Annotated in this window: 10 protein-coding genes and 1 tRNA gene; 8 read left to right on the forward strand and 3 right to left on the reverse strand. The window is 72.0% G+C overall.

Going from position 1 to position 12458, the window contains the following annotated elements; all coding sequences use genetic code 11:
• Nucleotides 1-182 precede the first annotated feature (182 nt).
• A complete protein-coding gene (gene lepA, locus FB380_RS22295) occupies nt 183-2027 on the forward strand; it encodes a translation elongation factor 4 (protein WP_166757532.1) in 1845 nt (614 codons plus the stop codon).
• Nucleotides 2024-2683 carry an MOSC domain-containing protein gene (locus tag FB380_RS22300; protein WP_249523417.1) on the forward strand — a complete coding sequence of 220 codons (660 nt, stop codon included), beginning with the start codon at nt 2024-2026 and terminating at the stop codon, nt 2681-2683. Before lepA ends, FB380_RS22300 begins: the two co-directional genes overlap by 4 nt.
• A 4-nt stretch (nt 2684-2687) precedes the next feature.
• Here FB380_RS22300 and FB380_RS22305 read toward each other — a convergent pair whose 3' ends face one another.
• The 3 genes from FB380_RS22305 to selD all read right to left on the reverse strand — a co-directional run bounded on the left by FB380_RS22305 (nt 2688) and on the right by selD (nt 5559).
• Nucleotides 2688-3653, reverse strand: coding sequence for a zinc-binding dehydrogenase (locus FB380_RS22305; RefSeq protein ID WP_166757533.1), 966 nt, complete (start codon nt 3651-3653; stop codon nt 2688-2690).
• 70 nt (nt 3654-3723) lie between these two features.
• Nucleotides 3724-4302 (reverse strand): hypothetical protein, encoded by a 579-nt coding sequence (locus FB380_RS22310; RefSeq protein ID WP_166757534.1) that lies wholly within the window; start codon nt 4300-4302, stop codon nt 3724-3726.
• Between the two features lie 249 nt (nt 4303-4551).
• Entirely contained in the window at nt 4552-5559 is a 1008-nt protein-coding gene (gene selD / locus FB380_RS22315; protein ID WP_166757535.1) for a selenide, water dikinase SelD, read from the reverse strand.
• Nucleotides 5560-5703: 144 nt separating this feature from the next.
• On the opposite strand from selD, the gene FB380_RS22320 reads away from it, so the two are divergent.
• The 6 genes from FB380_RS22320 to arfA all read left to right on the forward strand — a co-directional run bounded on the left by FB380_RS22320 (nt 5704) and on the right by arfA (nt 12400).
• Nucleotides 5704-5799: transfer RNA gene (locus tag FB380_RS22320), tRNA-OTHER, on the forward strand.
• Between the two features lie 193 nt (nt 5800-5992).
• On the forward strand, nt 5993-6991 hold the full coding sequence (locus FB380_RS22325; protein WP_166757536.1) for a LacI family DNA-binding transcriptional regulator: 999 nt from the start codon (nt 5993-5995) through the stop codon (nt 6989-6991).
• Between the two features lie 442 nt (nt 6992-7433).
• Nucleotides 7434-8786, forward strand: a complete 1353-nt coding sequence (locus FB380_RS22330; RefSeq protein ID WP_208383955.1) for an ABC transporter substrate-binding protein — start codon at nt 7434-7436, stop codon at nt 8784-8786.
• 94 nt (nt 8787-8880) lie between these two features.
• Nucleotides 8881-9828: a carbohydrate ABC transporter permease gene (locus FB380_RS22335; protein WP_166757537.1), complete on the forward strand. Its 948-nt coding sequence runs from the start codon at nt 8881-8883 to the stop codon at nt 9826-9828.
• A complete protein-coding gene (locus FB380_RS22340) occupies nt 9825-10745 on the forward strand; it encodes a carbohydrate ABC transporter permease (protein WP_208383956.1) in 921 nt (306 codons plus the stop codon). Before FB380_RS22335 ends, FB380_RS22340 begins: the two co-directional genes overlap by 4 nt.
• Before the next feature lie 143 nt (nt 10746-10888).
• Nucleotides 10889-12400, forward strand: a complete 1512-nt coding sequence (gene arfA, locus FB380_RS22345) for an arabinosylfuranosidase ArfA (RefSeq protein WP_166757538.1) — start codon at nt 10889-10891, stop codon at nt 12398-12400.
• Nucleotides 12401-12458: the final 58 nt, after the last annotated feature.

Here is a 12458-nt window from a genome sequence, read left to right on the forward strand (position 1 = left end):
GTCGCAGGGAGGTGTACTTCTGACAGTGCGTCCACGGCACAACGAAGGGCAGCGCGGACCGGCCTCACAAGATACCAGCCCACTGCTCGTGGCCCAACCGCACAGGGCGCGGGGAGCGCTCGGCGACGTCGTCCCGGGCAATCGCTCTACCCGGGGCGGGGACGTGGGACGATGGGTCCACTGTGACGACTCCTGCCTCCACTGATCCCGCCCGGATCCGGAACTTCTGCATCATCGCCCACATCGACCACGGCAAGTCGACGCTGGCCGACCGGATGCTCGAGGTGACCGGGATCGTCGAGGGCCGTCAGATGCGCGCCCAGTACCTCGACCGGATGGACATCGAGCGCGAGCGCGGCATCACCATCAAGGCGCAGAACGTGCGCCTGCCGTGGACGCCGCGGTCCGGACCGCTGGCCGGCGACGAGTACGTGCTGGACATGATCGACACCCCCGGCCACGTCGACTTCACCTACGAGGTGTCCCGCTCCCTGGCCGCCTGCGAGGGGGCCGTGCTGCTGGTCGACGCCGCGCAGGGCATCGAGGCGCAGACGCTGGCGAACCTGTACCTGGCGATCGAGAACGACCTGACGATCATCCCGGTGCTCAACAAGATCGACCTGCCGGCCGCGCAGCCGGAGAAGTACGCGGCCGAGATCGCCGGCATCATCGGCTGCGACCCGGCCGACGTGCTGCGGGTCAGCGGCAAGACCGGCGAGGGCGTCGCCGAGCTGCTGGACATGATCGTGGAGAAGATCCCGGCGCCGGTGGGCGACGCCGAGGCCCCCGCCCGGGCGATGATCTTCGACTCGGTCTACGACATCTACCGCGGCGTCATCACCTACGTCCGGGTCGTCGACGGCCGGATCAGCGGCCGCGAGCGGATCAAGATGATGTCCACCGGCGCGGTCCACGAGCTGCTGGAGATCGGCGTCATCTCACCCGAGCCCAAGCCGGTGCCGGGCCTTGGCGTCGGCGAGGTCGGCTACTTCATCACCGGGGTGAAGGACGTCCGCCAGTCCCGGGTCGGGGACACCGTGACCCTGCAGCACAAGCCGGCCAGCGAGCCGATCGGCGGGTACAGCGACCCCAAGCCGATGGTCTACTCCGGCCTCTACCCGATCGACGGCAGCGAGTACCAGCTGCTGCGCGAGTCGCTGGACAAGCTGCTGCTCAACGACGCGGCGCTGGTCTACGAGCCGGAGACGTCCGCGGCCCTCGGCTTCGGCTTCCGGGTCGGCTTCCTGGGCCTGCTGCACCTGGAGATCGTCCGCGAGCGGCTGGAGCGCGAGGCCGGGATCAGCCTGATCTCCACCGCGCCCAACGTCGTCTACCGGGTGGTGATGGAGGACGGCACGGAGGTCGTCGTCACCAACCCCAGCGACTGGCCCAGCGGCAAGATCGACCGGGTGTTCGAGCCGATCGTGAACGCCACGATCATCGCCCCCAGCGACTACACCGGCGCCATCATGGAGCTGTGCCAGAGCCGGCGCGGGTCGCTGACCGGGATGGACTACCTGTCCGAGACCCGGGTCGAGCTGCGGTACACGCTGCCGCTGGGCGAGATCATCTTCGACTTCTTCGACGCGCTGAAGTCCCGCACCCGCGGCTACGCCTCGCTGGACTACTCCGAGGCGGGCGAGCAGGAGTCGAAGCTGGTCAAGGTGGACATCCTGCTGCAGGGCGAGGCCGTCGACGCCTTCTCCGCGATCGTGCACGCCGACAAGGCCTACAGCTACGGCGTCCTCATGGCCGGGAAGCTGCAGGAGCTCATCCCGCGGCAGCAGTTCGAGGTGCCGATCCAGGCCGCCGTCGGCTCCCGGGTGATTGCCCGCGAGACCGTCCGCGCCATCCGCAAGGACGTGCTGGCCAAGTGCTACGGCGGTGACATCAGCCGCAAGCGCAAGCTGCTGGAGAAGCAGAAGGAGGGCAAGAAGCGGATGAAGATGGTCGGCCGCGTCGAGGTCCCCCAGGAGGCCTTCGTGGCCGCGCTCTCCACGAACGACTCGACCGCCGCGAAGAAGTGATCACCGGGCGCATCGAGGCGGTCTGCGTCTCCGGCAGTGACCTGCTGCCGTTGCCCGGTAAGCGTCCGAACCGCAGCGGCATCGACAAGAAGCCGGTCACCGGCCGGGTCGCCGTCCACCCGCTGGGGCTGGACGGCGACGTCCAGGTCAACCGGAAGCACCACGGCGGCGAGGGCCAGGCGGTCTACGCCTACGCCCAGGACGACGCCGAGTGGTGGGAGGCCGAGCTCGGCCGGGAGCTGCCCCCGGGCCGGTTCGGCGAGAACCTGCGCACCTCCGGGCTGGACCTGGTGGGCGCCGTCATCGGTGAGCAGTGGCAGGTCGGGACGGCGCTGTTCCAGGTGACCGCCTGGCGGACGCCGTGTGCCAACTTCGCCCGCTTCTGGGACGTGCCCGACCTGGTCAAGCGCTTCGCCGCCCGCGGTGCCACCGGCGCCTACCTCCGGGTGCTGCAGACCGGCGACGTGGGCGCCGGCGACGCCGTCACGGTCCTCTCCCGTCCCGACCACGGCATCACGGTGGCCACGGCGTTCCGCGTGGTGATGACCGAGAAGGCGCGGCTGCCCGAGCTGACGGCGATCCTGCCGTTCGTCGCGGACAAGGACCGGCCGGTGCTCGCCGCCAAGATCGAGAGGCGGCTCGCCGCCCAGGCGTGACCGCTCAGATCGTGAAGACGATCTTCCCGGCCGTGCGCCCCTCGAGCATCCGCTCGAAGCCCTCGCGGGCCCGGGACAGCGGCAGCTCCACGTCGATCGCCGGGCGCACCCCGGTGATCCGGCACATCTGGATCAGGTCGTCGAGCTCGTCCCGGGTGCCCATCGTGGAGCCGATCACCGACAGCTGGGTGAAGAACACCCGGTTGAGCTCGGCGCCGGGGTTGAAGCCGGTGGTCGCCCCGCAGGTCACCACCACGCCGCCGGGCCTGAGCGACTTGATGCTGTGCGACCAGGTGGCCTCGCCGACGGTCTCCATCACGCCGTCCACCCGCTCGGGGAGCCGGGCACCGGACTCGAACGCCTGGTCCGCCCCCAGCGCCAGCGCCGCCGTCCGCTTCTCCTCGCTGCGGCCGGTGACCCAGACCCGGTAGCCGGCCGCGCTGCCGAGCCGGATCAGCGCCGTGGCGACCCCGCCGCTGGCCCCCTGCACCAGGACCGTCGACCCGGGCCGCAGGCCGGAGCGGACGAAGAGCATCCGGTAGGCGGTCAGCCAGGCGGTGGGCAGGCAGGCGGCCTCGGCGAAGGAGAGCTCGGCCGGCTTGGGGACGACGTTGCGCCGCGGCACGACGACGCGTTCGGCCAGCGTGCCCTGGTGCACCTCCGACAGCAGCGAGCGCTTCGGGTCCATCGTCTCGTCACCGGTCCACCCCGGGGAGGTGATGACCGCGTGCACCACCACCTCGTTGCCGTCGGCGTCGATGCCCGCCGCATCGCAGCCCAGGGTCATCGGCATCCGCTCGGCGGGCAGGCCGACCCCGCGCAGGCTGAACAGGTCGTGGTGGTTGAGCGAGGCGGCCTTCACCTCGACCGTCGTCCAGCCCTCGGGCGCCTCCGGCTCGGGCCGGTCACCGACCTCCAGCACGGAGAGCGGGTCCTTCGGGGCGGGGGTGGCGACGAACGCAGCGAGCATGAGCGGACGCTAACCGAGTGCCGCCGCCGCTGCGACGCGGGTCACCCCCGCCCCTCGGGTCGGAGTCCGCTCAGCAGGTCCGCCGTTCCTGCCGGATGTCGGCGTCGTCCTCGGCGTTCAGTGTCAGCACCGCCGACCCGACACCCGGCACGACGGCCAGCATGCCGCCGGTCACCCGGGCCGGGCGGACCTGGAGGGTGACCGTGCACCCCTCCTCGTCGGTCCAGGACTGCTCGACGACCTCGCCGTGGCCGGTCCACCGCAGGTGGACGGCGGCATACCCGCGCACCGTGCCCTCCGCCGAGCCGCACTCATACCTCAGCCAGCCGGTGGCCCGGGCGGACTCCAGGCCGGTCACCTGCGCCGGTACGGAGTCCTCGGTGAGGCACTCGTAGCCGCCGATGAACACCTCGCCGCGGGCGAACGCCGGCACCCCGGCCGGGGCGTAGGCCTCGAACAGGCTCTCCGCGCCGCCCCCGCCGGTCCGGTCCTCGCCGTACAGCAGGGCGGTGGCATAGCCGATCGCGCCGTCGGACGTCCCGGCCCCGGGTCCCGGGGCGGGAGGCGACGCCGCCGCCGTCCCGGTCCCGACCAGCAGCAGCGCAGCCACCGAGCTGCCGCAGACCCAGGTTCGTGTCCTCGTCCGCATGACCTGTCCTCCTCGACGGGCCGGTCGTCCAGCCGGCCGCCTCGTGCGGCCGCGGGCCCGCCGGGAGGATGGCAGCGCAGCAGCCCGGTCGGGGGCGTCGTCCGGTGCGCGAGGGACCGGCTCTCCGGCGCGTCGCCGGCGACACGCTGGCCGGCGCCCCGGGCCGTCAGCGGACGAGCGCCCGGGTCCGCTGGCGACGCCCCGGTCCGCTCCTCGCTCGCTGGCGCTCGCTGCGATGCTCCCGAGCCGTCAGCGGACGACGACGACGGACTCCTGCCGGGCCACGAACTCGCCGATGACGGGGGCGCCGGGCACCTCGCCGCCGAGCAGCAGCCCACCGGAGGTCTGGGCGTCGGCGAGCAGCAGCGCCTCGTCCTCGCCGACCGCCGACAGGTCGGTGTGCGGGCGCACCCAGTCCAGGTTGCGCCGGGTGCCGCCGGAGACCCACCCGTCGGCCAGCGCCTGCCGGGCCCCGGCCAGGTAAGGCACGGCGGCGGCGTCGACCACCGCGGTCACCCCGCTGGCCCGGGCCATCTTGTAGAGGTGGCCGAGCAGGCCGAAGCCGGTGACGTCGGTGCCCGCCCGGATCCCGGCGGCGACGGCGGCGACCGAGGCCTCGGCGTTGAGCGCGGTCATCGAGGCGACCGCCTCCGCCGACACCTCGCCGGTGTTCTTGTGCCGGCTGTTGAGCACGCCGACGCCCAGTGGCTTGGTCAGCGACAGCGCCGTCCCGGCGACGGCGGCGTCGTTGCGGATCAACCGGTCCAGGTCGACCAGGCCGGTGACCGCCATCCCGTACTTGGGCTCGGGGTCGTCGATGGAGTGACCGCCGCCGACGTGGCAGCCGGCCTCGTGCGCGACCTCCAGCCCACCGCGCAGCACCTCCGCGGCCAGCTCGGCCGGCAGCACGTCCCGCGGCCAGCCCAGCAGGTTCACCGCCATGACCGGGGTGCCGCCCATCGCGTAGACGTCGGACAGCGCGTTGGCCGCCGCGATCCGGCCGAACGTGTACGCGTCGTCGACCACCGGGGTGAAGAAGTCGGTGGTCAGCACCAGCCCCTGGCCGCCGGCGATGCGCACCACGGCGGCGTCGTCGCCGTCGTCGAGGCCGACGACGAGCTCGGCGGCCGGGTCCCGCGGACCGGTGGCGGTCAGGCCGGCGACCACCGCCTCGAGCTCGCCGGGCGGGATCTTGCAGGCGCAGCCGCCGCCGTGCGCGTACTGGGTCAGCCGGACGGGCGGCGCGGTGGTGGTCACGTCGCACCAATCTAGAGGCCGGACGGCCGGCCGGACACGGCACGGCCGGGTCCCCGCTGGCCGGTCCGGTGCCGACTCGGCACCTCACGGCGAGTGCGCCGGCTCCGGGTCGCGTCCCGCCGGCGCGTGCGTAGGCTCGGGGGCGGAGGCGTCAGGGTGTCTGGTGGCCCCCGCGGCCTCTAAAGCCGACGTGGTCGAGCATCTCGGCCAGGCGGGTTCGATTCCCGTCCGCCTCCGCCAGCCCTCCGGCCGGCCCGGTCCTCACCGACCCGGCCGGCCGGTGCCCGGAGTGGGCCCCGGCCGGCGGGGCGTCGTCCCGGCGTGGGCCTCGATGGCCTGGTCGCTGTGGCAGTCTCCCCGAGGACGACGGGCGGATGCCCGCCTCCGGGTCCCGATCGGGGGCCCGTGAGGCCACGAGCGGGAGGAGGTGCCGGTGGCCGCCACCCTGCACGACGTGGCCCGGCTGGCCGGTGTGTCCTTCAAGACGGTCTCGAACGTGGTCAACGACTACCCGCACGTCCGGGCCAGCACCCGGCAGCGCGTGCTGGCCGCGATCGAGGAGCTGGGGTACCAGCCCAACCTCTCCGCGCGCAGCCTGCGCTCCGGACGCAGCGACGCGATCAGCCTGGCGGTGCCGGAGCTGCGGCTGCCCTACTTCGCGGAGCTGGCCGACGAGGTGATCCGCGCCGCCGAGCGACGCGGCCTGGTGGTCCTGATCGAGCAGACCAACCGGGACCGCCAGCGCGAGATCGACCTGCTGTCCAGCAACCGGCTGCGGATGGTCGACGGGCTGCTGTTCAGCCCGCTGGGCATGAGCGAGCAGGACGCCGCGCTGCTGGAGATCGGCGTGCCCCTGGTGCTGCTGGGGGAGCGGCTGTTCCACCCGGCGGTCGACCACGTGATGATCCAGAACGTCGAGGCGGCGCGCGGCGCGACCCGGTACCTGCTCGAGCGCGGGCGGCGGCGCATCGCGGTGGTGGGCTACCACCCCGGCGAGGTCATCGGCTCCGCCGGCCTGCGGTTCCGCGGCTACCGGGAGGCGCTGGAGGAGGCCGGGATCGCCCTCGACGAGCGCCTGCTCGGGGTGGCCGAGCTCTGGCACCGGCACCAGGGGGCCGAGGCCGCGCACCAGCTGCTGGAGTCCGGCGCGGACTTCGACGCGGTCTTCGCCTTCAACGACACCCTCGCCCTGGGTGCGATGCACGCCCTGCTGGCCGCCGGACGGCGGGTCCCCGAGGACGTCGCGGTCATCGGCTTCGACAACACCGACGAGGGTCAGTACTCCCAGCCCACGCTGACCACGATCGACCCCGGACGGCGCGAGATCGCCGATCTCGCGGTGGAGACGGTGACCCGCCGGATCGCCGACCGGGAGCTCCCGGTCCAGCACGTGGCGGTCGGCTGGTCCCTCGTGGAGCGCGAGTCCACCTGACCGCCGACGGCCGGGCGTGAGGTGCCGGCCCGGGCGAGAGCGCTCTCCCACGCGCCGCCGCCGGCTCGTCCGGCGGGGCCCCGCGGGGGCATTGGTCACGAGTCGGTCGCGGTGCTTGACAGCACCCCGGCCGGTGAGCAGGATCTCGATTCACAACGTTGTAAAAGTGCTCCACCGCACAGCTCGTCCAGCGAGCGGACCACAGGATCGCCCAACCACGGCGACCGGAACGCCTCTCCCGGACGCAGGCAGGACCCCGTCGCAGGGCACGGGTCCGGCGCCGCCGGCGCCGGGCGCACCGGTCCTCGCGCACGCCCCGGCCAACGCATCGCGCACGACCGCACCACCAGGCACTCCGCACCACCGCGCACCCCGCACAGCACGCACTCCGCACCACCCCACGACGACGACGTCAGTGGGCGCCACTCCTACAGGGAGCACCGTGAAGAACAGACTCCTCACCGTCGTCCTCGGCGCCGGCACCGTGATGGCCTCGCTCTCCGCCTGCGGTGGCGGGGACGGAGGCGACACCGCCAGCGCAGACGCCGGCAACTGCAGCGTCCCCATCGCCAAGCCCGAGGCCGCCGTCGTCTCGGTCTGGGCCTGGTACCCCAACATGAAGACGGTCGTCGAGAACTTCAACGGCTCGCACGACGACGTCCAGGTCTGCCTGACCAACGCCGGCCAGGGCGCCGACGAGTACGCCCGATTCCAGACCGCGGTCTCCGCGGGCACCGGCGCGCCGGACGTGATCATGCTCGAGACCGACACCGTCCCGGTCTTCGCGCTCCAGGAGGCGCTCGTCGACCTCACCGAGTACGGCGCCGAGGAGGTCGAGGGCAACTTCGGCGCGGGCGCCTGGGCGGACGTCTCCAGCGGTGACGCCGTCTACGGCATCCCGGTCGACGGCGGTCCGATGGCGATGATGTACCGCACCGACGTCTTCGAGCAGTACGGCATCACCCCACCCACGACGTGGGAGGAGTACCGGGCCGCAGGCGAGAAGCTGAAGGCCGCCGGCGGACCGCTCATGGGCGACTTCCCGGCCAACGTGCCGGCCCCGACCGTCGCGCTCATGCAGCAGAACGGCGCCGAGCCCTGGGTCTACGACTCCGGCGACCCGACCCAGCTGGAGATCAACCTGAACAGTCCGGAGAGCAAGGAGGTCCTCGACTACTGGGCCGGCCTGGTGCGCGACGGGCTGGTCGGCACCCAGGACCAGTTCACCACCGACTACATCGCGGGGGCGATCCGCGGTGACTACGCCACCTACATCTCCGCCGCCTGGGCGCCCGGCTACCTGACCGGTGCCGGCGCCGGTGAGGGCGAGGACGCCGGCAACTGGGCGGTGGCGCCGCTGCCGCAGTGGGACCCGGCCAACCCGGTGTCGGTGAACTGGGGTGGCTCGGTGTTCTCGGTCACCAGCCAGTCCGAGCAGCCCGAGCTCGCCGCGCAGGTGGCGAAGGAGCTCTACGCCGACGACGCCTCGCTGACCGACGGGTGGACCAGCCAGACGATCTTCCCGCTCAACCAGTCGGTGCTCAGCTCGCAGGAGTTCATCGACAACCAGTCGGAGTTCTTCAACGGCCAGACGGCCAACAAGGACGTCTACATCCCCGCCGCCGACGCCTACGAGGGCTCGACCTACAGCCCCTTCGGCACGACGTTCTACGCCCAGTTCACCGAGGAGATCGCCGCGATCAACGCGGGGGAGAAGACCGGCTCCGAGGCGCTGGACGACCTGCAGGCCGAGATGGAGCAGTACGCGACGGAGCAGGGCTTCACGCTCCAGTGAGCTGACCCCCCGCCCGGCCGTCCGGGTGCCGGGAGCGGGACGACCCCCGCTCCCGGCACCCCCTCCCTCCCCTGCGCACGAGAGCGAGACCGCAATGGCAACGCTGGACACGGCGCCGCGGCCGCAGGCCCCGGCCCCGGACCGAGCCCCCGGACGCAGCCGACGGCGCCGCCGCGGCCGTTCGCAGGGCCTCATCGGCTGGGCCTTCCTGGCCCCCTTCGCCCTGGTGTTCCTGCTCTTCCTGGTGACACCGCTGCTCTACGCCTTCTACCTCAGCCTCTACACCAAGGGCCTGGCCACCGGTGAGCGCTTCGCCGGCCTGGACAACTACACCCGCGCCTTCACCGACCCGGCCTTCCTGCGCGGCGTCTGGTTCGTCATCCGGTTCTCCGCGGTCGTCATCCCGGTGCAGATCCTGGTCGCGCTGGCCGCAGCGCTGGTACTGGACTCGGTCACCAGCCGCTTCGCCCGCTTCTCCCGGCTGATGATCTTCGTGCCGTACGCGATCCCCGCGGTGATCGGCGCCGTCATGTGGGGCTTCCTCTACAGCCCCAACTTCGGCCCCCTGGAGCAGCTGTTCGGCGACAGCGCACCGTTCCTGCTCAGCCCGGACAACCTGTTCTACGGGTTCACCAACGTGGTCACCTGGCAGTGGGCCGGCTACTACATGATCATCATCTACGCCGCCCTGCAGGGCATCGACCCGGCCGTCTACGAGGCGGCCCGGATCGACGGCGCCAACGCGCGGCAGATCGCGCTGCGGATCAAGGTCCCGATGATCAGCTCCGCGCTGATCCTCATCCTGGTCTTCTCGCTGATCGGGACGCTGCAGTTCTTCACCGAACCGCAGGTGCTGACCCCGATCTCCAACGGGGCGATCAGCACCGACATCACGCCGAACGTCTACGCCTTCAACCTGGCGTTCCGGTTCGCGCAGTTCAACTACGCCTCCGCCATCTCCTTCGCGCTGGGCATCGTCGTCTTCATCGGCGTCTACCTGTTCCTCTTCCTGACCCGCAAGCGTGGGGGGTTCCTCAAGTGAGCGTCCTGACCCGAACCGCCGACGTCGAGGCCCCGCCGACCGGGGCGGCCGCTGCCCCCCGCCGCCGGGGCCGGCGCGCCTGGACCTCGCACGTGTTCCTCGCGTTCCTGGTCCTGTACTTCGTGCTGCCGCTGTGGTTCCTGGTGGTGGCGAGCACCAAGAGCGGCGGCGGGCTGTTCAACTCGCCCAACGGCGCGCTCTGGTTCGGCGACGGCTTCCACCTGTTCGACAACCTGTCGACGCTGTTCACCTACAACGACGGCATCTACCTGCGCTGGCTGGGCAACTCGCTGCTCTACGCCTTCGGCGGGGGAGTGGGCGCCACCGTCCTGGCCGTCCTGGCCGGCTACGCCTTCGCCAAGTTCGACTTCCCGGGCCGGCGGCTGACCTTCGCGCTCCTGCTGGGCGCGGTGATGGTGCCGATGACGGCGCTGGTGATCCCCACCTTCGTGATGCTGTCGGAGGTCGGGATGACCAACACGGTGTGGGCGGTGATCCTGCCGTCGATGCTCAGCCCGTTCGGCGTCTACCTGATGCGGGTCTACTGCGCCGACGCCGTCCCCGACGAGCTGCTGGACGCCGCCCGGATGGACGGCGCCGGGGAGTTCCGGGTGTTCCGGCAGGTGGCCCTGCCGCTCATGCGCCCGGCACTGGTCACCGTGCTGCTGCTGTCGGTCGTGGGCACCTGGAACAACTACTTCCTGCCACTGGCCGTGCTCTCGGACTCCCAGCTCTTCCCGGTGACCGTCGGGATCAACCTCTGGCAGGGGCTGGCCGGCGCCAACAACGGCGGCGGGGTGTCGCTGTACACCCTGATCATCGTCGGCTCGCTGGTCTCGATCCTGCCGCTGATCGGCGCCTTCCTCGGCCTGCAGAAGTACTGGCAGGGCGGGCTCTCCATCGGCAGCCTCAAGTAGCGCCCGGCGCCGCCCGCCCCCGCGGCGGGCGGCCCCCGCCGGCCCTGCCGGCCTCGTCTGGCTCCGCCGGCCCCGCCGGCCGCAGCCCTCCCCACCCCACCCCATGCGATCGCGGCACCGCCGCGCCCTCGAGGAGCACCCCCATGCCCGCTGCACGTCTCACGCTCGACCCGCGCTTCACGGTCGGCGCGGTCCACCGCCGCGTCTTCGGCTCCTTCGTCGAGCACCTCGGCCGCTGTGTCTACGACGGCATCTACGAGCCGGGGCACCCGGCCGCCGACGAGGAGGGCTTCCGCACCGACGTCCTGGACCTGGTCCGCGAGCTGGGGGTGTCGACGATCCGCTACCCGGGCGGCAACTTCGTCTCCGGCTACCGCTGGGAGGACGGCGTCGGCCCCCGGGAGTCCCGGCCCAAGCGGCTCGACCTCGCCTGGCACTCCCTGGAGACCAACCAGGTCGGCCTGCACGAGTTCGCCCGCTGGAACGACCGGGTCGGCAGCGAGCTGATGCTGGCGGTCAACCTCGGCACCCGCGGCGTCCAGGAGGCGCTGGACCTGCTCGAGTACAGCAACGTCCGGTCCGGCTCGGCGCTGTCGGACCAGCGCATCGCCGACGGCACCCCGGAGCCCCTCGGTGTCCGCATGTGGTGCCTGGGCAACGAGATGGACGGCCCCTGGCAGCTGGGGCACCGCAGCGCCGAGGACTACGGCAAGCTCGCCAGCCAGACGGCCAAGGCGATGCGCCAGCTCGACCCTTCGGTGCAGCTGGTGGTGTGCGGCAGCTCCAACTCGGACATGCCGACGTTCGGCGCGTGGGAGCGCACCGTCCTGGAGCACACCTACGTCGACGTCGACTACATCTCCTGCCACGCGTACTACGCCGAGAAGGACGGCGACCTGGCCGGCTTCCTGGCCTCCGCCGTGGACATGGACCGGTTCATCGAGGCCGTCGTCGCCACCGCCGACCACGTCAAGGCGGTGCTGCGCAGCGAGAAGACGATCGACATCTCCTTCGACGAGTGGAACGTCTGGAACCAGGACCGCTTCCACGACGAGGACCAGATCACCGACATCGAGCAGTGGCCCTACGCCCCGCGGCTGCTCGAGGACGTCTACTCCGTCGCCGACGCGGTCGTGGTCGGCAACCTGCTGATCTCGCTGCTCAAGCACGCCGACCGGGTGACCTCGGCCAGCCTCGCCCAGCTGGTCAACGTGATCGCCCCGATCATGACCGAGCCCGGCGGCCCGGCCTGGCGGCAGACGACGTTCTTCCCGTTCGCGCTCACCTCGCGGCTGGCCCGGGGCGACGCGCTGCGGGTCGAGCTCGCGTGCGAGACCTACCCGACCGGGAAGCACGGCGACGTCCCGGTCGTCGACGCCGTCGCCACGCACGACCCCGCCACCGGCCGGACGGCGCTGTTCCTGGTCAACCGGGCGATCGAGGGGCCGGTGACGGTGACCGTCGACGCCGGCGCGCTCGGCGACGTCGACGTCCTGGAGACGCACACGCTGCACGACGGCGACCCCTACGCCGCCAACACGCTGGCCGAGCCGACCCGGGTCGCCCCGGGGGAGAACAAGAGCGTCCTGCTGGAGAACGGGTCGCTCACCGTGGAGCTGCCCCCCGTCTCCTGGACGGCGATCTCCCTCGGCTGAGCCACCTGCACCACCCCGGGCGGGCGCGCGCAGGCGCCCGCCCGGACCACCCCCACCC

This window comes from Modestobacter marinus (assembly GCF_011758655.1).
In the GTDB taxonomy this organism is placed as follows: domain Bacteria; phylum Actinomycetota; class Actinomycetes; order Mycobacteriales; family Geodermatophilaceae; genus Modestobacter; species Modestobacter marinus.